Genomic DNA, 21,314 nt, shown 5'->3' on the forward strand with positions numbered 1-21,314 from the left:
GACCGACTTCTAACTTAGTTTTTCCTAGCTTTAAGTGCTTAGGAGGTCATTATGGCTACAGTCTCATTAGTTCTTGGTAGTGGTGGTGCGAGAGGATATGCCCATATAGGAGCGATTGAAGAGATAGAGCGTCGAGGATATGAGATCGTGTCTATCTCAGGAAGCTCAATGGGTGCCTTGGTTGGAGGAATGCATGCTGCTGGGAAATTAAATGAATATAAAGATTGGGTCACCAGTCTCAATTGGATGAGAGTGGTTAGGTTATTAGATTTTACCCTGTCACGAGGGGCTATTCGCGGTGACAAAATTTTTGTGCAATTGGCTGAAATTTTAGGTTCGCCTAATATCGAAAATTTTGAGATCGATTTTACAGCGGTAGCTGCTGATATAGCCCACCAAAAAGAGGTTTGGTACCAAAAAGGCTCTCTACTTGACGCTATTCGTGCGTCCGTTGCTGTGCCAGGTTTATTTACTCCCGTCGTCAAAGAGGGGAGAGTACTTGTTGATGGCGGGATCTTAAACCCTCTGCCAATTATTCCCGTTGTTGCTGCTCAAGCAGACCTTATTATTGCGGTAGATCTAAATACAGGGGATTCTAGCCATAGTCATTTGCAGTTACCAAGTAACCAGTACTTAAAACGCAGTGGGATGAGTGATGAATGGCATATGCCAGATACTAATGCTGCAGATGAAAGTGACGAAGACTTAGCTGATCAGGCGACAGAGATCGGAGGGCGTATGGATGTCCTACTTAACTCTGTGGAGGTGATGCAGGCGAGTTTGGCTGAATATAAAATTGCCGGTTACCCGCCTGATTTACTCGTACGTATTCCTAAAGACCTTTGTAGCTTTTATGAATTTCATCGTGCAACAGAGGCAATCGAGTATGGGCGGCTTGCAACGCGAGATAGATTGGAAGCGTTAGAAAACGGTGATCCGATCAATTAGCTATTTATCGCGTTTAAGCAGAACGTAAAGTGCTCCTGCGCCACCATCTCTGGCTTGTGCGGAACAGAAGGCGAGTACCCCGTTTAGGCGTTTTAACCACTCGTTAACGTAAGATTTTATCATTGCTTGCTGGCTTTCTGACGTATGTGCTTTTCCATGCACGACGATGACACATCTTGTTTTGTTTCTTCTCGCTTCAAAAATAAATTTACTAAGCTGATCGCGAGCTTGATCAACCGTGTATCCGTGAAGATCTAAACCCTGCTCCCAAGGAATATGTCCTTGTTTAAGGCGTTTTAGAACACGAAGTTGTACTCCTGGATTGGCAAATAAAAGCTCCTCACTGGATTCCACTAACTCCACGGCTTCATCGGATAAACCATCGATAACTTTATCTTCCTGCTGAATAGCAGCTTGACGGCGGTATTGCTTGTTATGAAGGTCACTCTTTGATGTCTTTATTTGAGTATCAGCTTTGTCGTGCTTATGGCGGGTTACGCCCTCCATTGCAGACATAAAATCGATGTCTTCATTCTCACGGGGGTCTTTCATGGTGTTCCTGTGCGAGTTTTATTAATATTGCCCTTTAAATTTAACAAAATATCGGTCCAGACTGAATGAGCCAGCAAGCTTTAACTTCAAACTCTATTACTAACCAGTTGCACAGCTTACGTGATTACATCCGTTATGCGATGAGTCAATTTGCGCAACATAAGGTCTATTTCGGTCATGGTACTGATAATGCGTGGGATGAGGCTACTCAGCTTGTATTAGGTGCAGTTTATCTTCCATGGGATGTTAACTCTGCAGTTTTAGATGGTCGCCTTACTGAGGAAGAAAAAGAGCGGGTCATCTCTTTTATTCATCAACGTGCAGTAGAGCGTAGACCCTTGCCTTACATTATTGGTGAATCTTGGTTCTGCTCATTACCTTTCTTTGTCGATGAAAGAGTGCTGATTCCGCGATCACCTATTGCTGAGTTGATTGAAAATCAATTTAGTCCATGGCTGCGAGAAGGGCCGGTTGAACGTATTTTGGATCTGTGTACGGGCAGTGGTTGTATTGGTTTAGCCTGCGCTTATGCCTTTGAAGAAGCGGTAGTTGATTTGGCTGATATCTCTTCTGATGCTATCGATGTTTCTAACATCAATATAGCGAAACATGAAATGGGTGATCGTGTTCAAGCTATTGAAAGTGATCTGTTTTCTAACTTAGAGGGTAAGAAGTATGATCTGATTGTTAGTAATCCTCCTTACGTGGACGAAAGCGATTTGGCTTCGATGCCGGAAGAATACGATCATGAACCAGAACTCGCGTTGGGTTCAGGCCCTGATGGATTGGATATTACCCGTCAGATTCTTGCGCAAGCGAATGATTATCTAACTGAAGATGGCCTTTTGGTGGTTGAAGTAGGTAATAGTGAAGTGCATATGATGGAGAAATACCCACAGATTCCGGTTATCTGGTTAGAATTTGAGCGTGGTGGCAATGGTGTGTTTGCGATTACTGCTAAGGAACTGCGCCAACATCGGGATTGTTTGGTATAATCTCGCCCCTGAATTTTTAAGAACGTTTTGGATGGAATACTGCGATGTCAGGAAATAGTTACGGTAAGCTGTTTACAGTCACTACATTTGGTGAGAGCCACGGTAAGGCTCTTGGCTGTATTGTTGATGGTTGCCCTCCAGGCATCGAGCTTTCTGAAGCTGATCTGCAGTTAGATTTAGATCGCCGTAAGCCGGGCACCTCTCGTCATACGACCCAGCGTCGTGAAGCCGATGAAGTAGAGATTCTTTCGGGTGTTTTCGAAGGAAAAACGACAGGTACTCCAATTGGTTTGCTGATTAAAAACACCGATCAACGTTCTAAAGATTACTCGAATATCGAAGAGACGTTCCGTCCAGCTCACGCTGACTACGTTTATACGCATAAATATGGTTTCCGTGATTACCGTGGTGGCGGTCGTTCATCTGCACGTGAAACTGCGATGCGTGTTGCTGCAGGTGCTATTGCGAAAAAGTACTTAGCGTCCAAAGATATCGAAGTTAAAGGTTACCTATCTCAATTAGGTCCTATTGCAATCAACGAAGCTAACTTTGATTGGAACGAGATACCTAACAACCCATTCTTCTCGCCAGATGCAGAAGTAGTGTCTGAGATGGAAACTTATATGGATGCGCTTAGAAAAGAGGGTAACTCTGTAGGTGCTAAAATTTCGGTAGTGGCTTCAGGCGCACCAGTTGGTTTAGGTGAGCCGATTTTCGATCGACTTGATGCTGACCTTGCTCATGCGTTGATGAGCATCAACGCTGTAAAAGGTGTTGAGATTGGTGATGGCTTTGATTGTGTCTCACAGAAAGGCACGGAGCACAGGGATGAGATGACGCCTGAAGGATTCTTGTCGAATCATTCGGGTGGTATCTTAGGCGGTTTATCTACAGGCCAAGATATTGTTGCACATATTGCTTTGAAACCGACTTCTAGTTTGCGTCTACCGGGCCGTAGCATTAATAGTCGCGGTGAAGAGATTGAAGTTGTCACCAAAGGTCGTCATGACCCTTGCGTGGGTATTCGAGCAACACCAATCGCTGAAGCGATGATGGCAATTGTGTTGATGGATCACTTACTACGTGATCGAGCACAAAACGCAGATGTTAAATCTGAGATACCTGTTATCACCTGATATTTAAATTCGCCAATCGAATCTAGGAAAGGATAAATTAGCGATAATTTATCCTTTTTTGTTTTAGGGCTATAGAGGATTCAAAGCCGTTATGTCGTTTGATCTACTTGATCACTACTCATTAGATAAACAGCCAAACTTTCCGCCAAGGACCTTGCCGGTGGGTTTTATGCTGCGCTTAGCTAAAGCGTTGCATACCTATGGAATGACGGCTTATGAGCTAGAAAATACGATGAAACGAGTAGGTGAAACCCTTGGTTTTGGTGTTCAGTGTCTAGCGCAGCCGACAAACCTTATAATGAGCTTCTCGCATCCAGAAGAGCCTGAGCCTAAAACCTATGTTTTCCGTGTAGATCAAGGTGAGGTAAACCTTGAGAGGCAGATCCAAGTAAACACGGTGGTTCGGGATGTCATGTCTGAATCTATCACGGTGTCAGAGGGGGCTCACCAACTTAAAGCTATCGCTAACTCAGGGGCTAGGTTTGGTGTTAAAGGCCAGATGGCCGGGTTTGCTCTTTTATCTGCAGGTATCGCTCATCTTTTAGGTGGTGCTGTAGCTGAGATGCTGGTGGCCTTTTTTATCGGCATGCTTACAGCCTTGATTGCGGTTAAGTTTCTAAGAACTGATTCACTTAAATACTTGTTTCCGACTTTATCGGCGATTTTATCAGCATTAGTAGCTAATTTTGTTGCTAGTTTAGGATGGTTGTCATCGCCTTATATCGCCACAGTCGCGGGAGTGATCGTATTAGTACCTGGTTTGCCGTTGACCACTGCAGTAGCAGAATTAGCGAGACAAAATATGGTTTCGGGAACAGCACGGTTGGTTTATGCAGGTACTATCTTCTTACAGATAGGCTTTGGTGTAGCAATTGGTAACGCTATTGGAACGGGCTTGTTTCCTGCTCAGCCGGTGACTTTTGAATGGTATCTGCCTGACTGGAGTTTATGGTTATCAATCGCCTATGCAGGGATCGGGTTATGCTTTCTTTTCCAAAGCCGACCAGTCGATATGCATTGGGTCGTCCTAGGTGGTTGTATCGCTTTTGCAGCAACATGGTATGGGGCTCAGCTTTTTGGTCAAGTTTTAGGTGCTTTTATTGGCGCATTTATTACCGGATTGTTAGCGAACTTGTTTGAGCGTATTTCAGGTATTACTCGAGCGGTCATGTTAATGCCGGGTATTATCTTACTGGTACCGGGAAGTGTGGGTTTTCAGAGCCTCTCACTTATGGTTGAGAAGAATGTGCTTGAAGGGATCGATACGGCATTTAGCATGAGTTTTGTTGCTATCGCACTTGTGACTGGGTTGCTGTTTTCCTCATTAATTCTTCCCCCTAAAGAGCTGTGATGGGGAAGGGTTAACCTCAGAGATTAATAGCTGCTAAACTGCTGGTTATGACGATATGGAAAGCTACTGTTTCAACTGCGGTTCTTACGATGACAGGTATTTTGGTTTCGCTAATACCTGTAAACGTTATCGCGGATGAAATTCGGAAAATAGTGCACCCAGATGGACGGGTTGAATATACCAACCTTAGCGATAAGCAGAGGAAGGTTAACTACACCAATAAGAATTCCTCTTCACTCAAAAAAGTTTATAAGTATCGGAATGATAATGGGGTATTGTCTTTCTCAGATCAAAAGCCTCTGAATATAGGTTTTGAAGTTCTGAGGTTCGATTGTTTTGCATGTAGTGTCGCTTCAACCGTTAATTGGCATACCACTCCTTTAAATGTAAATGCACATAGTGATCAGGTAAAAGCAATGGCGAACAAGTACGCTGTTGATGAAGCCTTAGTCCGTGCTGTTATACATGCTGAATCAGCTTTCCGAGTTAATGCTGTCTCCAGAGCTGGTGCGCAAGGTCTGATGCAGTTAATGCCTGCAACAGCGAAAGATTTGGGTGTTAAAAATAGCATGGATGCCAACCAAAATATTGAGGGTGGGACTAAGTACCTAGCCCAGCTCTTACAAAATTTCTCTGGTGATCTAACCCTTAGCACAGCAGCGTATAACGCAGGCCCAGGTGCTGTAACACGCTATAATGGCGTGCCTCCTTATGCTGAAACCCAAGCCTATGTTGAGCGCGTTGCTATCCTAAAAGAGCGTTACGCTAAAGCGTTGTAGCTTTCTCGCTCTGTTCTAACAAGATTGTACTCAATTCAGTCGCTACAGATGAGCCAAACATAGGATGCGGTCGAGGAGCGATAGCTAGAACGATATCGACAGAGGGAAGAGGTGGTAAGCGTTTCTCATCGATAATTGCTAGGTCATGACTGATGCTTGAAGTTGCCATGGCACTTATACCTAAACCTTCTCTTAATAACCCCTTGAGTGCAGTTGAACTGGAAGAAGCACAAACTAAACGATAATCGAGTCCCTGCTTTTCCAAGCCATCAACCGCTGTGGTACGAAATTTACAATCTGGTTCAAATAACACCAAAGGCAGTGGCGATTGCTCTAGCAGTTCTGGATACCCACCATGTACCCAAACACCGGCATCGTGTTTAAGTACGAAGCCTTCGTCGCCGTCTGGTGCCCGGGTGAGAACGGCAATATCTAATTCTCCCGAATCCAACATTGAACGTAATTTACTGCTGCAATTGCACTCAATATTAAAATTCAAATCAGGGATTCTGTCGCTGATGAGCTGACATAGTTGCGGGAGAACCGATTCCGCATAATCATCAGGGCATCCAATTCTTAGTGGCCTTTGTGCTTGTGTAAGTGAAAAGTGTCCAATAGCTTCATCATGCAAAGCGATAAGCCTTCGAGCATAACTTACCAGTTCTTGGCCTTGGTTTGTTAAAGAAAGGTTACGCCCTTCTTTGATGAAGAGGGTGTGTCCTGTCTCTTCCTCAAGCTTTTTCATCTGCATGCTGATTGCACTTTGGGTACGAAAAGTCTGTTTAGCCGCGCGAGTGAAACTTCCAGTATCCACAAAGGCGATAAAGCTGCGAAGTGCATCTATATCCATACAGGGAACATCCATCAATATTTCGAATAGGAGCTATCAAAACTATTCGTTAGTCAGATAGAAAGCAAGTTGCCACAATCTTAGGCCTAGATACGGAGGATGTTATGCAGTTAATCATTGGGAATAAAAACTACTCGTCGTGGTCATTAAGAGCTTGGTTGATGCTCAAAGCTTTTGAGGTTGAATTTGATGAACTCAAAATAAACCTATTTACTGAAGAGTTTTATGAAACGTTAAAACAGCATACGCCCGTAGCCAAAGTGCCTGTATTACACGATGGTGAATTGAATGTTTGGGATTCTCTCGCTATTTGCGAGTATGTTAATGAGCGTTATCTAGATGGTGCTGCATGGCCGAGTGATATGTCTGAACGGGCCAAAGCACGAGCTATCGTCAGTGAAATGCACTCTGGCTTTAATGCGCTACGTAATGAGATGCCGATGAACTGCCGAGCTAAACGGAAAATTGAGTTAAGCCCAGCAGCACAGCAAGATATTCAAAGAATGGATGCCCTTTGGGCTGAATTGATAGCTACACATAAACAATCGGGACCTTGGCTATTTGGTAGTTTTACGATTGTTGATGTGTTTTTTGCTCCAGCTGTTTTGAGATTTTTGACCTATGGTATTGAGCTATCACCTAAATCTTCTGATTATGTGCAGACCGTCTTACAACATCCAGCTCTTCAGGCTTGGATAAGTGATGCTTTGCAGGAAACCGAAGTGGTTGACGAAGATGAAGCAGGGGAGCCACTAGAGTAAATTTTACATAAAAAAAGCCGCTTAGCTACAATGCAGGTAAGCGGCTTTGCTTTCGCTGGAAAGTTGGTTTGGATTAGTGATCCAATATCTGGCTTAAGAATAGCTGTAAACGATCTGTTTGCGGATTGTGGAAGATCTCTTCAGGCGTGTTTTGTTCCACAATTTCACCAGCATCCATGAAGATAACTCGGTCAGCCACTTTTTTAGCGAATCCCATCTCGTGGGTAACGCATAACATAGTCATCCCTTCTTCAGCTAGCTCGATCATAACGTCTAGCACTTCCTTGATCATCTCAGGGTCAAGCGCAGATGTCGGCTCATCGAAAAGCATAATTTCAGGATTCATACACAGGGATCGAGCAATAGCTACACGCTGTTGCTGACCACCTGATAACTGGCCTGGGAATTTATTCGCTTGGTCAGGAATTTTAACCCTTTCCAAATACTTCATCGCGATTGCTTCAGCTTCTTTCTTAGGCTTCTTTTGAACCCAGATAGGTCCTAGCGTTAGGTTTTCTAGAATCGTTAGATGAGGAAACAGGTTGAAGTGTTGGAATACCATACCTACCTCACGACGGATAGCTTCGATATTCTTCACATCTTCAATCATCTCTACACCGTTTACGGTAAGAGAGCCTCGTTGAAACTCTTCCAGTCGGTTAATGCAGCGAGTCATAGTTGACTTACCTGAGCCGGAAGGGCCACAGATAACGATACGCTCGCCTTTTTTAACGCTTAGGTTGATATCTTTTAATACGTGGAACTCGCCATACCATTTGTTGAGATCCTTGATAACGATGATATCGTCGTTGTTTTCGATACGTTGTTCGTGTTCTATGCTCACAAGGAAAACCTCTTAGTTCTTATGGCTTGTGTCGAGTTTACGTTCTATTGATGCGCTGATCATGGACATGCTGAAACAGCAGATCCAGAAAACGATGGCTACAAAAAGGTAACCTTCAGTAGAATGACCGCCTAACCAACTTGAATTTGCCAGTGCTGTTTGAGTGGTACTCAACATTTCAAATATACCGATGATCAATAAGAACGTCGTATTTTTGAAGAGCATGATAAATGTTGCCAGAATGTTTGGCATAGAGATCTTGATGACTTGAGGTAGGATGATCAGCAAGGTTTTTTGCCAAAAGCCTAGACCCAGTGAATCCGCCGCCTCGTACTGTCCGTTAGGTACAGCCTGGAAACCACCTCGGAATACTTCAGCCATATAACCAGACATAAAGAGCGTTAGTACAATCCATACTCGCACGAGTTTGTCGACGTTTGTTCCTTCTGGAAAGAACAGAGGCAACATTACTGAGCCCATAAAGAACAGAGCCAGAACGGGTACACCTCGGAAGAACTCAATTAGTACAATGCTCACACTTTTTATAAAAGGCATGTCAGAACGACGCCCTAAAGCCCATAAAAAGCTTAATGGGAAGGCAACGATGATACTTGCAGCCGCCAGTAGAACGTTCAGTGAGAAACCGCCCCAATAATCAGTGGAAACATATTCCAAACCGATCCAGCTACCATCCAAAATCAAAATGGATAGGAAAGGTAGTGCTAAGAAAAGAGGGATAGCGACCTTGTTGCGCAGTTCCTTACTTAGCAGATTCGATGCGGTTATTATTCCGACTAGGGCAATTAAACAGACATTGATACGCCAAATTTCTTCGACAGGGTAGCTGCCGTAGAAAAACTGCTTGGACCAAGCTTTAACAAATACCCAGCAAGCACCATCTTTTGTGCAAGCATCTTGAGTAGCGCCCGCCCAATTGGCGGAGATAAATAGCCAATCGACCAGAGGTGGAATGACCGTCACTAAACCAGCGAGGATAAGAAGAGTCGCAATTGAATTGGATATTGAGTCAAAGAAATTATCTCTGATCCAATGAATTGGACCAACGGTATCACGCGGTGCTGGTTGATCGGGTAGTGGTTTAAATTCTTTCATTTCAATCACTCCCGATTAACGTTCAGCCAGAGAAACGCTTGCATTGAAGCGGTTCATGACAAAAGAAATGGACATGTTTACGACAAAATAGACAGCCATTGTCATAAATACGATCTCGATCGCTTGACCTGTTTGGTTAAGCGTCGTGCCTACAAACACGGTGAATAGGTCGGGGTAACCTATTGCAGTTGCTAGAGTCGAGTTTTTAACCAAGCTCTGATACTCACTGTTCAGCAGAGGCACAATAACGCGCATCGCTTGAGGAACAACGATCAACTTCATGATCTTGCTCTCTTTTAACCCGATACTACGTGCTGCTTCTGTTTGACCATGAGGAACTGCTTGAACACCGGCCCTTACTGCTTCAGCAATAAATGCACCGGTATAAACTGTAAGTGCTAAGGCAAGTGCCATCAGTTCAGGAATAACCGTTATGCCACCTCGGAAGTTAAAGCCTTTAAGCTCTGGGAAATCCCAAGTGAAAGGAACACCTGCTGCAAACAGTGCTACAAGAGGCAAAATAAACAGAATCGCTAGACTGGCTTTTAAAACTGGGAATTGTTGGCCGGTATCATCTTGACGCTTCTTCGCCCAACGTCTGAGGACAAAGATAGAGGCAATGGCAGCAGCAATCGCAGCATAAACAATGCTTGCTCCACTTTCTGCATTAAGTCCTGGGAAGTATAGGCCGCGAACGTTTAAGAAGATCACTTCCCCAAGGCTCATACTTTGACGAGCACTTGGTAGCGCTGCCAACACTGCGAAATACCAGAAGAAAATTTGAAGTAGTAATGGGATGTTTCGGAAGGTCTCTATATAAGCGACGGCCAGCTTTCTGATTAGTAAGTTATGAGAGAAGTGAGCAACCCCCATAATAAAGCCAACGATCGTCGAAAGAATGATCCCAATTGTCGAAACAAGAATGGTATTTAATAAACCGACAATAAATGTACGACCATATGTATGCGTTGCATCGTATGGTACTAACGACATTAGAATATCGAATCCGGCAGTCGTAAACAGGAAGTCATAACCGCTTTTAATACCGCGGGCTTCTAAGTTAGCCAGCGTGTTAGAAATAATACCGTAAAAGAAATATCCCAAACCTGCTAGTAACAGCAGCTGATAAATAATCGAACGGTTTCTAGGGTTGTTGAAGAAGGAGGGTGATGACTTCACCTGTGGCTTTTCAGACATAATTAAGCACTTATCTTCAGAAGGTTATAAGTAAAAATAGCAGAGGGGCATGGAAAATGCCCCTCTGTTTGATCCTTCCTTAGCGTACTGGTGAAGAGTACATGATACCGCCTTGGTTCCACTGGGCGTTTAGACCGCGTGAAATTTTAAGCGGCGAACCTTGGCCTACGTTGCGCTCAAAGCTTTCAGCGTAGTTACCAACTTGCTTTACAATGTTGTATGCCCAATCAGCAGGGATACCTAGTTTTTGACCTGCATCGCCTTCAGAACCCATTAGACGTTTCTGAGAAGGGTTACCTTCCATTTTCGCTTTATCGGCAGACTTACTATCAATGTTTAGGAACTCGGCTTCAACCATAGCCATAAGTGACCAACGAACCACGTTAAACCATGCATCGTCGCCTTGACGAACAACAGGGCCTAGTGGCTCTTTAGAGATAACTTCTGGCAGTACCATTGCTGCTGAAGGATCTTTAAGGCCAATACGTAGAGCGTATAGTTGAGATTGGTCTGAAGTTAGTACATCACAACGGCCGCTTTCGAAACCTGATCGTGTTTGGTCAGAAGTATCGAATGTGATTGCTTTGTAGCTGATGCCGTTTGCACGGAAGTAATCGGCAAGGTTAAGTTCAGTTGTTGTACCTGCTTGGATACATACTGCTGCACCATCGAGCTCTAGCGCACTTTTTACGCCAAGATCTTTAGAAACCATGAAACCCTGACCGTCGTAGTAGTTTACGCCAGCAAAGTTAAGACCTAGAGAAGTATCACGTGTGTGAGTCCACGTAGTGTTACGAGAAAGAATATCGATTTCACCAGACTGAAGAGCTGTGAAACGCTCTTTAGCTGTTAGAGGTTTGTATTGAACTTTGGTCGCATCACCAAGAACAGCTGCTGCAACTGAGCGACATACATCTACGTCTAGACCACTCCAAGTACCGTTCTCATCTTTTTGAGAGAAACCTGCAAGGCCAGTACTTACCCCGCAAGATACACTGCCTCTTTTTTGTACATCTTCTAAAGTGCCTGCTTGAGCACCAAACGCTAAACCAAGTGCCATACCTGTAGCAACAACCGAGGTAAGTAATTTCATTATGTTTCTCCATCCTTTCTGAGGCTTTTATACGCCGCAAAACCGTCTTGTTTTTGTTATCTGTTGTATTAAGCGTAGGTAATAATTCCAGTTCCTAACAAACTTAGAAGAATACATAGAAAATGGTAGTAAAATTAGACTTTGGTTGTAGTTTTGCTCTAGGCCTTTAGTGGTAGGGGCTAGAGCGTGATTCGCTAGTGTCTAATGTTGTAAAAAAAAGTTCATAAAATGGATATAGGAGCAGATAATAAAATTATTTCTTAATGTTTGATCAAAAATGTTAATAAAACTGAACAAAATGGTCAGCCTAATAAAAGTGGAAAATCCCATTAATGAATAGGGCTGCACCTTGTTAAAAATTAGTGTTTAAGAAGGAATAGAAAGACTTTGTTTTTTATTCTTTTCGGGGTATAAATGCGGCCAAAATTTAAGGCCTGCGAAGTTAGGTTTATACTCTAAATTAATGTAGTGCGTTTAGCGGTGCTACCCCTTTTTTCGTTAGTTAGCGAGTAAAGCAAGTGACAACGTCTTTAAAAGAAAATTTATACAAAGAAACACTCCATAAAGGCTACGGTCAGGAATTTGATGTAGAGGAAGTGTTGTTCGAGCAACAAACGGATTCTTGGCATCTAATTATTTTCCGTAATCCTGTTTATGGCACTGTTATGGCGTTGGACGGGATTATTCAAACGACGGAAAGAGATGAGTTTGTTTACCATGAAATGCTAACGCATGTACCGATTCTGGCTCATGGGAACGCAAAAAGAGTTTTGATCATCGGTGGTGGTGATGGTGGCATTCTACGTGAAGTTTGCCGTCACCAATCGGTTGAGCATGTTACTCAAGTAGAGATCGATCACGCCGTAATCGATATGTGTAAAACATACCTTCCGAATCACTCAGCAGGTGCGTTTGAAGATCCGCGTGCCAATATTGTTATTGCTGATGGTGTTGAGTACGTTAATCAAACAGAAGAGAAGTTCGACGTTATCATCTCTGACTGCACAGACCCTGTAGGCCCAGGTGAAGTTCTGTTCTCAAGTCGTTTTTATGAAGGTTGTAAAAACTTGCTTACAGAAGGTGGTGTTTTTGTCGCACAAAATGGTGTGCCTTTCCTACAGCAAGATGAAGTGATTACTACGCGTCGTCGCCTGAGCCCATACTTTAAAGATCAATCATTCTATACCGCAGCAGTACCTACTTATATTGGTGGTGTAATGACCTTAGCATGGGGTTCAGATAATGAGGCATTGCGAAATATCGATTTGGCAGAGTTGCAGAAGCGCTTTGACAACAGCGGAATCGAAACGCGTTACTACAACCCTCAAATGCACTTAGGTTGCTTTGGCTTACCGCAATATTTATTAAAGGCCTTAAAAGAGGCATGATGACTAGCGGTACTATCTAGTTAACTTACTAGTTAAAATAGTTATCTAGTCTACTCGATAGCCGGTTGCCGTCAGGTGAACCGGCTTTTTATTTTTTATCAGTCTGGAAAGGAATAGATCAGCTTATGCCGCAGTTCGATCAGTATATTCGCCTTTCTGGGTTTTATTTTTTCTATTTCGCCTTATTGGGTGCTTTGGTTCCCTATTGGAGCCTTTATCTAAAATCATTTCAGTTTGATGCCCAGACCATTGGTTCTCTGATGGCTTTGTTGCAATTGTCCAGAATAGTAGCGCCCAATCTATGGGGGTGGATGGCTGATAAAAGTGGCAAGCGTGTCGAGATTGTTCGATTTGGCGCGTTAATGACCTGCATAATGTTTGTCGGTATTTTCTGGCAAACAAATGCCTTAGGGATAGGCTTAGTAATGTTAGGTTTTAGCTTTTTTTGGAATGCCGTACTCCCTCAGTTTGAGGTGATAACTCTAAGTCAGCTTGGCAAAGAAAAAGCCCGTTACAGCCGTATTCGACTATGGGGGTCTATCGGATTTATCGTAACAGTCGCAGGTCTTGGCGCTTTGTTGGATTATATTGATATTCGTTGGTTGCCTTGGATTCTCTTCGGGTTAATGATCTTAATTTGGTTGAATACCTTGTTTATCCCGCCGAATACTGCTCAATCAGATTCCGACAATATATCGGCGGATAAGCGTAGTTTTATGCAATTGTTGCTACGTCCGCAGGTTATAGTCTTCTTTGTCATCTGTTTTCTTGTTCAATTTGGGCACGGGGCTTACTACACCTTCTATAGCGTATTGATGGTCGATGTTGGATTTAGTCGATCAGAAGTAGGGCTGCTTTGGGCTGTAGGTGTTATCGCAGAAGTGATCATCTTTATCTATATGCATTGGATGATACAGCGATGGGGTATACGCAATATCATGTTAGTCAGCTTGCTGCTCTGTGTTGTGCGCTGGTGGCTGATAGGGTTAGTTCCTGAAAAGCTTTGGATCATGCTATTTGCTCAAACGCTTCATGCCGCAACTTTTGGAACCTTACATGCCGTTGGCATAGCTTTAGTTCATCAGTATTTCACCGCGAAAACCCATGGGCAGGGGCAAGCTTTATTTTCTAGTGTAGGTTTTGGCTTGGGTGGTGCACTGGGAGCTTATGTGAGCGGCTTGTTATGGGATGACTTTGGTTCATCAACTACGTTCTCTGTATCTGCTTTGGCAAGTCTGTTTGCCGTTATCTTAGCGTTTTTATGGATCTACCCTCAGAGGCTTAAAGGCTAAAATATTTAGATCGGTTTATTTGGGAAGATTAGACTCGATCTATGACCGAGCCTAGTGATTTTATAAAGCCCATATCCAATATACTCACAATTTTGTTTTAGGCTTTGGACTGCTGTTTTCTACAAGAAAGCATTAGTGCCCAAAATTCTGAAAAGTCATTTACGACAACATCGGGTTTATAAGGGTAGCGTTCATTTCCAGGAAAAATTTGATTTAGCCAAGGCTGATCCCACTGAGCACCGTTAAAGAATACGCTGGTGATACCGGCTGACTTAGCGGCAATTACATCAGTTGTGCTGTCTCCTACGTACCAGATGTCCAAGCCTAGATCACAATTTAGATTGTCTGCAGCTTTTAGAATTTGGTCAGTGTGAGGCTTACGTTGAACCGTATCATCGCCACAAATTTCGGTATCAAATAGGTGTGCCCAGCCATCATCGACGGTATTGAGTTCGTGAATAAAGAATTCGCGATCGCGATTGGTGATAACGCCGACGGTCAATCCCAGTTTTCTTAGGCCTTCTAGCATATTCCGAACTTTAGGTTCAAAGGGCAGGGCAGTACCGTAATATTTGCGGTAATGCTCAGTAAAACCTTTGTGAGCGAGTTTCTTAGCCACCTCGTTATCTGCAAAGAGGATCTCGAAGATGTCGGTTCTGGATATCTTGCGGTCGAGTTTTATTTTGGGGTGTAGGCTTAGATTCTCTCGGACATATTCTACAAGCCGTTGATCATCGGGGGATTTACATTTTGCTGAATCAACCAACTGTTCCAGAAGCCCCATATTACGTAGATCTTTTAGCATGTCATCCACCGCGTGATACATCGCATCTAGGGTATCAACGAGGGTTGCATGCCAATCAAATAAAACGACTTTAGGATATGTGAGATTAACAACGGCAGGGTGCCAGTCAGGTTCTTGTCTTTGTGGTTGAGGTTTTCGCGGTGGAAGGCGAGGAGGTCGCTGCTGAATTAATTCGGGAGAAGTTACACCATTTCTACTTTCAAGGACTAGATCTAGCAGTTCATCAAAGTCATCAATGATTACATCTGGGTCATATTGGTGGTGGGCCGATTCAGCAAAGACTTGTTCAAACCAGTGAGGACTCCATAAGGCACCGTTATAAAAGACTCGTGTCACGCCAGCTTTGGTGGCAGTCATCATATCGGTAACGCTATCACCCACATACCAGAGGTGCTGGTCGGTCTGCTCGTCGACTGATTTACTTGCCTGAATCATCGAGCTAGGCGCGGGTTTATAGTGCAGCATCTCATCGCCGCAAAGTGTGACATCAAATAACTCTTTCCAACGGCCACTTTCGACAGCATCTAATTCGGGTTCTAGAAATTCACGGCTACGGTTGGTAACAACACCGATCTTAATACCTAATTTTTTTAGATAAGTGAGGTACTCATACATCCCTGCTTGGAAAGGCTTAACGCTGCCGTAGTGGTTTCGGTAGCAGTCATTGTAAGCTTTGTGAGCAATAGCATTAGCTTGGTCGTTATCGCCAAACAAAACCTCAAATACATCGGTTCTGGATATACGTTGCTCTGCTAATACGCGTGGATGCAGATGTCGATAGATACGGATATAGCGGATGAGCTTTTCGTCATCTTCTGTTTTGGCTTTCTCTTCGGGCAGAATGTGGCGGGTGAGATTTAGCTCGTCTAATTGAGCCAGCATCTCTTCGATGGCTTGATACATTGCGCCGTGGGTATCGACAAGAGTGCCATGCCAGTCAAACAGCATGAGCTTAGGGTAGGGGAGTACAACGGTATCCATATCTGATCTCCTCAGCCAAAATTGAGGGTGGCATAGAAATCAGTATAGACAGGATATTGATTAATAAAGAAAAAGCCCTTAACAGTTTTATACTGTTAAGGGCTTTATTATCTAGTGATAGAAACGTTTATACAGCTGACAGTAACTTCTCTAGCTTGATCTGATCAGCTGCGAAGCTGCGGATACCCTGAGCTAGCTTTTCCGTAGCCATTGCATCTTCGTTCATCATCCAGCGGAACTCTGCTTCACTCAAAGAAAGCTTGCCTTGCTCAGAAGCAGCGGATTCAGGTGCAAGTTTAGTTGGCAGATCATCAGTGCTGTCTTCTAATTCTTGCATCAGGGCAGGAGCGATGGTTAGACGGTCACAACCAGCTAACTCTTGGATCTCGACAATGTTACGGAAGCTCGCACCCATCACGATGGTTTTGTAACCATTCGCTTTATAGTAGTTGTAGATGCTAGTTACTGATTGCACGCCTGGGTCGTTAGCGCCCGTAAAGTCACCTTCTTCGTTCGCTTTGAACCAATCAAGAATACGGCCAACAAAAGGAGAAATCAGGTAAACACCAGCGTCTGCACATGCTGCTGCTTGAGCAAAGCTGAATAGCAGAGTTAGGTTACAGTTAATGCCTTCTTGCTCTAGCTGACGTGCTGCTTGAATACCTTCCCAAGTAGAAGCAATCTTAATCAAGATGCGATCTTTAGATATACCAGCTTCTTCATAAAGGCCGATTAGCTTACGTGCACGTTCCAATGTTGCTTGAGTATCAAACGATAAACGTGCATCGACTTCAGTCGAGATGCGACCTGGTATGATATTTAGAATTTCACGACCAATCTCTACCGCAAGACGATCAGTCATGTTGTCCAATACTTCTTGCTCGCTACCACCTTTTTCAGTCGCCCAGCGTTTAGCTGTTTCTAATAGAGCGCTGTATTGTGGAAGCTCAGCGGCTTTTAGCAGAAGAGATGGGTTAGTGGTCGCATCAACAGGTTTAAAGCGAGCAATGGCTTCGATATCACCGGTATCAGCAACAACAGTAGTAATTTCTTTTAGCTTTTCTAACTGACTTGTCATCTTTCTAGTAGTCCATTCTAATCTGGTACACGTTCCAGTGCTTCAAAGAGTACATCAATTGAAGCGCCAGGTTTATGCGCATTTTCGCTAATAAAGCGGCGGAACTGTTTACCGCCACGTTGCGCGTGAAATAGCCCAAGCATATGCCGCGTGATGTGGTGTAGCGAAACACCTTCTGCTAACTGTTCTTGAATATACGGCACCATTGCTAGAGCAGCCCCTTTACGGCTGATCTTCTCAGCAGGGCAGGTGTATAATTCGTTATCTACATCTGCCAAAAGGTAAGGGTTTTGGTAGGCTTCGCGGCCTAGCATTACACCATCAACATGTTGCAAATGTGTGTGACACTCTTCGAGAGTCTTGATGCCGCCATTGATATGCACTTCCAAATCAGGGAATTCCTGCTTTATTTGGTAAACCCAGTCATATTTCAATGGCGGGATATCGCGGTTTTCTTTTGGGCTCAGGCCCTGAAGAATCGCTTTGCGCGCATGGATAATAAAAATATTACAGCCACTGTCACGCACTGTCTTTACAAAGCTGACTAGCTCTTCATAGCTATCCATATCGTCGATACCCAGACGGTGTTTTACCGTAACAGGTATCTTTACTGCAGATTGCATCGTTTCTAAACATTCAGCGACTAACTGCGGGTGAGCCATTAGGCAGGCACCGATCATATTGTTTTGAACGCGATCGCTAGGACAGCCGACGTTAAGATTCACCTCGTTGTAACCATAATCCTCAGCCATCTTGGTACATTGGGCTAAATCGGCTGGGTTGCTGCCACCTAACTGCAACGCAACAGGTTGTTCCTGCGTGTTATAACGTAGAAAACGATCTGCTTCGGCATGGATCAAAGCACCGGTAGTTACCATCTCGGTATATAAAACCGCTTTGCGGCTCAAAATACGGTGAAAATAACGGCAGTGACGGTCCGTCCAGTCCATCATAGGTGCAACGGTAAAACGACGGTTTAGGTTATCTGTTGTAGAGGTCATTAAATGTGTAGGTACAATCAAAATCGAAGAACAGAGGCGATTATATACTGTCTACCAATTTTGCGCTGCACATAGGTGGATTTTGTCCAACTATTTGTACGGAATCCAATGTAGAAGTGATAGCCTTAGCTTCTAATGCTAGGCGATAAATTTAGGGATATGACTTTACCATGAGCGATAAACCACAGGGTGCGACTGCCAAGAATACGGGCTTAAAGCGTTTTTATTATGCTTCTATCTATTCATGGCAGGGCCTTAAGGCCGCTTATATTCAAGAGCCTGCTTTTCGCTATGAAGTTTGGGGGAGTGCGGTGCTTATTCCCCTATCTTTTCTCGTTGCGCAAAGCCCCATTCAATTGGCCGCTTTAATTTGTACTTGCTTGTTGGTGTTAGCTTTTGAACTGGTCAACAGCGCCATTGAAGCGGTGGTAGATCGCGCTGGTACTGAGTTCCATGAGTTAGCTGGACTTGCCAAAGATTTAGGTTCCGCTGTTGTGATGGTCGCACTGATTATGGGTGGCCTGATTTGGAGTGCTGTGCTTTGGGAAAACTATTTATAGTTTCTTTCCCATAATCTATCGCCTAATTGATTTCTTAGTGGCTCGAAAAGGGCCGCTAAGTATATAATTGCCGCTATTCATTTTTATCAGATTTCCAAGGACACCAATGACGACCGTTCGTACCCGTGTTGCACCTTCTCCAACAGGTGACCCTCATGTAGGCACAGCCTATATCGCATTGTTCAATTTAGCCTTTGCTCGTCAGCATGGCGGTCAGTTTATCTTGCGTATCGAAGATACAGACCAAACACGTAGTACGGACGAATCTGAACAGAAGATTCTAGACTCGCTACGTTGGTTAGGTTTGGAATGGGATGAAGGTCCAGACGTAGGTGGCCCTCACGGTCCTTACCGTCAAAGCGAACGTAAAGCTGACTACGCAAAATACGCGATGCAGTTGGTGGAAGAAGGCAAAGCATTCCTTTGCTACCGTACATCTGAAGAGTTGGATGAGCTACGTACTGCTCGCCGCGCAGCAGGCGGTCACACTGCGCTTAAGCAAAGCGATCTTGCCCTTCCTGTAGAGGAAGTAGAAAAGCGTAAAGCAGCGGGTGCGCCTTATGTTGTGCGTATGGTTGTACCTGAAGGTGAAGGTGCCTGTGAAGTTGACGATATGCTTCGCGGTACGATTGAGCTGGAATGGGGCATGGTTGATGCTCAGATTCTGCTTAAGTCCGATGGTATGCCTACTTATCACTTGGCAAACGTTGTAGATGATCACCTAATGGAGATCACGCACGTTATCCGTGGTGAGGAGTGGATCAACTCTGCGCCTAAGCATAAGTTGCTCTACGAATACTTTGGTTGGGATATGCCGAAGCTATGCCACATGCCGCTTCTTCGTAACCCGGATAAATCTAAGCTATCTAAGCGTAAGAATCCTACTAGTATTCTTTACTATCAGCGTATGGGCTTCTTGCCAGAAGCATTGTTGAACTACCTTGCTCGCATGGGTTGGTCTATGCCGGATGAGAGCGAGAAATTCACACGTCAGCAGATGTTCGATAACTTCGATATTCAGCGTGTATCTCTGGGTGGTCCAATCTTCGATCAGGAAAAACTAAGCTGGTTAAACGGTCTATGGTTGCGTGAAGACCTAGACCCAGCGCAATTTGCAGCTAAGTATCAGGAGTGGGCACTAAACCCTGAATACCTGATGCAGATCGTTCCGTTGATTCAGCAGCGTGTAGAGAAACTTTCTGACGTAGCTCCACTTGCGAGTTTCTTCCTATCCGGCATGCTGGATATCACAGAAGAAGATTTTGCGCATAAATCATTGGAACTTGATGACATCCGCAAAATGCTGCAGTACTCAGTATGGTTGCTAGATACAGAAACTCAGTGGAATAAAGATCGTCTCTTCGGTCAGCTTAAACAGCTTGCTGAAGCGATGGATTACAAAATCCGTGACTTCCTATTCCCATTGTTTATTGCGGTAGCTGGCACTAACCAGACTGTATCTGTAATGGATTCTATGGCGATCCTAGGTCCAGATATGACACGTGCGCGTTTACGTCATGCGGTCAATGTTCTTGGCGGCCCTTCTAAGAAAGAAGCGAAACGTTGGGAAAAAGAATACCGTGCACTAAGTACGCAGATTGAAGGGTAATCGACTTACATTGTAAGTGGAGAAGTCGGCTAAACCAGCTTGGTTCAGCCGACTTCAGTTTTACTTCACGCTTTTTACTGATTTTTCCTGCGCTTAACTGATTTCAATAGCTTTCAATCTTTCTTGACTCTGTTTTTTCGGCTAATTACTATAGCCACACTTCATCGATGGGGCCTTAGCTCAGCTGGGAGAGCGGTTCGCTGGCAGCGAACAGGTCAGCGGTTCGATCCCGCTAGGCTCCACCAATTCTAAGTACTGATGAGTACTTAAAGTCTTCTAAGCCAGCGTAATTGCTGGTTTTTTGTATATACTCTTCATCGATGCGTACTCATGCGCACACATAGATACCCCCGAATTGAGGGTGTATTTGGGGGTATATTTCCAAATTCTGAGTTTTATACTCCTAGGTACCCCCAATGTCTTATCTTGGACCTCGAGGTAGTAATGAAACTCACTGATACAAAAAATCAGACAGGCCAAACCTAGGGATAAGGGTTACAAGCTCAGCGATGGACGAGGTATGTTTCTTTTAATCAAGAAAACCGATAGTTAAGTACTGGCGATTGAAGTATCGCTTTGCCGGTAAAGAGAAACTTCTTTCAATAGGCGTATCCGAGATCACTCTGAAAAGGCGCAGTGCGATCAATTAGGTTAAGCTAATTAGATCGTTAATCTGGCTAGTACAGGTGAATTAGCCTGCTGTGCGCTTAAAGTGGTCATTATATGTTGATGTGTTTTGTAGAGTAGATAATAATCTGCATTATTAAATTGATACTATATAATCTTATTAAGGATGCATTATGTCTAAGGGATTGACAGCAGGTTCTGCTTTTAAGTTTGCCTTTATTTCTTCGGCTACAACGATTCCCACCTTCCAAATTCCCTATCCTTTAAGTTGCTATTTCAAGAGCTGATTGGGGCCCTAGCGGATATCAAAGATCTATTTTGTGCTTTAGAACACTGATCTGATTTGTTTTCCTT

The 21,314-nt window shown here is 43.9% G+C and carries 19 protein-coding genes and 1 tRNA gene; 11 read left to right on the forward strand and 9 right to left on the reverse strand.

The features are described 5' to 3' along the window. Positions 1 to 51: 51 nt before the first annotated feature. On the forward strand, positions 52 to 948 hold the full coding sequence (locus tag ACMXYV_RS06025) for a patatin-like phospholipase family protein (protein WP_415890861.1): 897 nt from the start codon (positions 52 to 54) through the stop codon (positions 946 to 948). On the opposite strand, the gene ACMXYV_RS06030 is transcribed toward ACMXYV_RS06025, so the two are convergent. Continuing rightward, entirely contained in the window at positions 949 to 1,500 is a 552-nt protein-coding gene (locus ACMXYV_RS06030) for a Smr/MutS family protein (RefSeq protein WP_415890862.1), read from the reverse strand. 65 nt (positions 1,501 to 1,565) lie between these two features. On the opposite strand from ACMXYV_RS06030, the gene prmB reads away from it, so the two are divergent. From prmB to ACMXYV_RS06050, 4 genes are all read left to right on the forward strand, one after another. Then, the gene (prmB, locus tag ACMXYV_RS06035; protein WP_415890863.1) at positions 1,566 to 2,495 is read left to right on the forward strand and encodes a 50S ribosomal protein L3 N(5)-glutamine methyltransferase; all 930 of its coding nucleotides are present in this window, start codon (positions 1,566 to 1,568) and stop codon (positions 2,493 to 2,495) included. Positions 2,496 to 2,539: 44 nt separating this feature from the next. Next, positions 2,540 to 3,631: a chorismate synthase gene (aroC, locus tag ACMXYV_RS06040; RefSeq protein ID WP_415890864.1), complete on the forward strand. Its 1,092-nt coding sequence runs from the start codon at positions 2,540 to 2,542 to the stop codon at positions 3,629 to 3,631. Positions 3,632 to 3,722: 91 nt separating this feature from the next. Continuing rightward, positions 3,723 to 4,982, forward strand: coding sequence for a threonine/serine ThrE exporter family protein (locus ACMXYV_RS06045; protein ID WP_415890865.1), 1,260 nt, complete (start codon positions 3,723 to 3,725; stop codon positions 4,980 to 4,982). 47 nt (positions 4,983 to 5,029) lie between these two features. After that, positions 5,030 to 5,761, forward strand: a complete 732-nt coding sequence (locus ACMXYV_RS06050) for a lytic transglycosylase domain-containing protein (RefSeq protein ID WP_415890866.1) — start codon at positions 5,030 to 5,032, stop codon at positions 5,759 to 5,761. On the opposite strand, the gene ACMXYV_RS06055 is transcribed toward ACMXYV_RS06050, so the two are convergent. Beyond that, entirely contained in the window at positions 5,748 to 6,611 is an 864-nt protein-coding gene (locus tag ACMXYV_RS06055) for a LysR substrate-binding domain-containing protein (RefSeq protein WP_415890867.1), read from the reverse strand. The two genes, ACMXYV_RS06050 and ACMXYV_RS06055, sit on opposite strands and share 14 nt — an antisense overlap. Positions 6,612 to 6,715: 104 nt before the next feature. Here ACMXYV_RS06055 and ACMXYV_RS06060 point away from each other — a divergent pair, with 104 nt between their 5' ends. After that, positions 6,716 to 7,372 (forward strand): glutathione S-transferase family protein, encoded by a 657-nt coding sequence (locus ACMXYV_RS06060; RefSeq protein WP_415890868.1) that lies wholly within the window; start codon positions 6,716 to 6,718, stop codon positions 7,370 to 7,372. Positions 7,373 to 7,445: 73 nt separating this feature from the next. Here ACMXYV_RS06060 and ACMXYV_RS06065 read toward each other — a convergent pair whose 3' ends face one another. From ACMXYV_RS06065 to ACMXYV_RS06080, 4 genes are all read right to left on the reverse strand, one after another. Next, positions 7,446 to 8,216: an amino acid ABC transporter ATP-binding protein gene (locus ACMXYV_RS06065; RefSeq protein ID WP_415890869.1), complete on the reverse strand. Its 771-nt coding sequence runs from the start codon at positions 8,214 to 8,216 to the stop codon at positions 7,446 to 7,448. Positions 8,217 to 8,228: 12 nt separating this feature from the next. Next, entirely contained in the window at positions 8,229 to 9,329 is a 1,101-nt protein-coding gene (locus ACMXYV_RS06070) for an amino acid ABC transporter permease (RefSeq protein ID WP_415890870.1), read from the reverse strand. Between the two features lie 15 nt (positions 9,330 to 9,344). Beyond that, positions 9,345 to 10,526: an amino acid ABC transporter permease gene (locus ACMXYV_RS06075; RefSeq protein ID WP_415890871.1), complete on the reverse strand. Its 1,182-nt coding sequence runs from the start codon at positions 10,524 to 10,526 to the stop codon at positions 9,345 to 9,347. Positions 10,527 to 10,605: 79 nt separating this feature from the next. Beyond that, entirely contained in the window at positions 10,606 to 11,619 is a 1,014-nt protein-coding gene (locus ACMXYV_RS06080) for an amino acid ABC transporter substrate-binding protein (protein WP_415890872.1), read from the reverse strand. A 518-nt stretch (positions 11,620 to 12,137) separates the two neighbouring features. On the opposite strand from ACMXYV_RS06080, the gene speE reads away from it, so the two are divergent. Both speE and ACMXYV_RS06090 read left to right on the forward strand, forming a co-directional pair. Beyond that, positions 12,138 to 13,007 (forward strand): polyamine aminopropyltransferase, encoded by an 870-nt coding sequence (gene speE / locus ACMXYV_RS06085; protein WP_415890873.1) that lies wholly within the window; start codon positions 12,138 to 12,140, stop codon positions 13,005 to 13,007. A 125-nt stretch (positions 13,008 to 13,132) separates the two neighbouring features. Further along, on the forward strand, positions 13,133 to 14,299 hold the full coding sequence (locus tag ACMXYV_RS06090; protein WP_415890874.1) for an MFS transporter: 1,167 nt from the start codon (positions 13,133 to 13,135) through the stop codon (positions 14,297 to 14,299). A gap of 97 nt (positions 14,300 to 14,396) precedes the next feature. Here ACMXYV_RS06090 and ACMXYV_RS06095 read toward each other — a convergent pair whose 3' ends face one another. From ACMXYV_RS06095 to dusA, 3 genes are all read right to left on the reverse strand, one after another. Then, positions 14,397 to 16,085 (reverse strand): HAD family hydrolase, encoded by a 1,689-nt coding sequence (locus tag ACMXYV_RS06095; RefSeq protein ID WP_415890875.1) that lies wholly within the window; start codon positions 16,083 to 16,085, stop codon positions 14,397 to 14,399. A 127-nt stretch (positions 16,086 to 16,212) separates the two neighbouring features. Next, a complete protein-coding gene (gene tal, locus ACMXYV_RS06100) occupies positions 16,213 to 17,163 on the reverse strand; it encodes a transaldolase (RefSeq protein ID WP_415890876.1) in 951 nt (316 codons plus the stop codon). Between the two features lie 17 nt (positions 17,164 to 17,180). Next, entirely contained in the window at positions 17,181 to 18,164 is a 984-nt protein-coding gene (gene dusA / locus ACMXYV_RS06105) for a tRNA dihydrouridine(20/20a) synthase DusA (protein ID WP_415890877.1), read from the reverse strand. 170 nt (positions 18,165 to 18,334) lie between these two features. On the opposite strand from dusA, the gene ACMXYV_RS06110 reads away from it, so the two are divergent. The 3 genes from ACMXYV_RS06110 to ACMXYV_RS06120 all read left to right on the forward strand — a co-directional run bounded on the left by ACMXYV_RS06110 (position 18,335) and on the right by ACMXYV_RS06120 (position 20,578). Next, a complete protein-coding gene (locus ACMXYV_RS06110) occupies positions 18,335 to 18,724 on the forward strand; it encodes a diacylglycerol kinase (RefSeq protein WP_415890878.1) in 390 nt (129 codons plus the stop codon). Between the two features lie 106 nt (positions 18,725 to 18,830). Further along, the gene (gene gltX, locus ACMXYV_RS06115) at positions 18,831 to 20,333 is read left to right on the forward strand and encodes a glutamate--tRNA ligase (RefSeq protein ID WP_415890879.1); all 1,503 of its coding nucleotides are present in this window, start codon (positions 18,831 to 18,833) and stop codon (positions 20,331 to 20,333) included. A gap of 169 nt (positions 20,334 to 20,502) precedes the next feature. Then, positions 20,503 to 20,578: transfer RNA gene (locus ACMXYV_RS06120), tRNA-Ala, on the forward strand. Positions 20,579 to 21,314: the final 736 nt, after the last annotated feature.

The sequence above is a fragment of the Neptuniibacter sp. SY11_33 genome (genome assembly GCF_047778025.1).
Lineage (GTDB): Bacteria > Pseudomonadota > Gammaproteobacteria > Pseudomonadales > Balneatricaceae > Neptuniibacter.

Bases quoted from the DNA above. Each gene is read 5' to 3' on its own strand.
- ACMXYV_RS06025 (WP_415890861.1), top strand. From the start codon at position 52: ATGGCTACAGTCTCATTAGTTCTTGGTAGTGGTGGTGCGAGAGGATAT.
- ACMXYV_RS06030 (WP_415890862.1), bottom strand. From the start codon at position 1,500: ATGAAAGACCCCCGTGAGAATGAAGACATCGATTTTATGTCTGCAATG.
- prmB (WP_415890863.1), top strand. From the start codon at position 1,566: ATGAGCCAGCAAGCTTTAACTTCAAACTCTATTACTAACCAGTTGCAC.
- aroC (WP_415890864.1), top strand. From the start codon at position 2,540: ATGTCAGGAAATAGTTACGGTAAGCTGTTTACAGTCACTACATTTGGT.
- ACMXYV_RS06045 (WP_415890865.1), top strand. From the start codon at position 3,723: ATGTCGTTTGATCTACTTGATCACTACTCATTAGATAAACAGCCAAAC.
- ACMXYV_RS06050 (WP_415890866.1), top strand. From the start codon at position 5,030: ATGACGATATGGAAAGCTACTGTTTCAACTGCGGTTCTTACGATGACA.
- ACMXYV_RS06055 (WP_415890867.1), bottom strand. From the start codon at position 6,611: ATGGATATAGATGCACTTCGCAGCTTTATCGCCTTTGTGGATACTGGA.
- ACMXYV_RS06060 (WP_415890868.1), top strand. From the start codon at position 6,716: ATGCAGTTAATCATTGGGAATAAAAACTACTCGTCGTGGTCATTAAGA.
- ACMXYV_RS06070 (WP_415890870.1), bottom strand. From the start codon at position 9,329: ATGAAAGAATTTAAACCACTACCCGATCAACCAGCACCGCGTGATACC.
- ACMXYV_RS06075 (WP_415890871.1), bottom strand. From the start codon at position 10,526: ATGTCTGAAAAGCCACAGGTGAAGTCATCACCCTCCTTCTTCAACAAC.
- ACMXYV_RS06080 (WP_415890872.1), bottom strand. From the start codon at position 11,619: ATGAAATTACTTACCTCGGTTGTTGCTACAGGTATGGCACTTGGTTTA.
- ACMXYV_RS06090 (WP_415890874.1), top strand. From the start codon at position 13,133: ATGCCGCAGTTCGATCAGTATATTCGCCTTTCTGGGTTTTATTTTTTC.
- ACMXYV_RS06095 (WP_415890875.1), bottom strand. From the start codon at position 16,085: ATGGATACCGTTGTACTCCCCTACCCTAAGCTCATGCTGTTTGACTGG.
- tal (WP_415890876.1), bottom strand. From the start codon at position 17,163: ATGACAAGTCAGTTAGAAAAGCTAAAAGAAATTACTACTGTTGTTGCT.
- dusA (WP_415890877.1), bottom strand. From the start codon at position 18,164: ATGACCTCTACAACAGATAACCTAAACCGTCGTTTTACCGTTGCACCT.
- ACMXYV_RS06110 (WP_415890878.1), top strand. From the start codon at position 18,335: ATGAGCGATAAACCACAGGGTGCGACTGCCAAGAATACGGGCTTAAAG.
- gltX (WP_415890879.1), top strand. From the start codon at position 18,831: ATGACGACCGTTCGTACCCGTGTTGCACCTTCTCCAACAGGTGACCCT.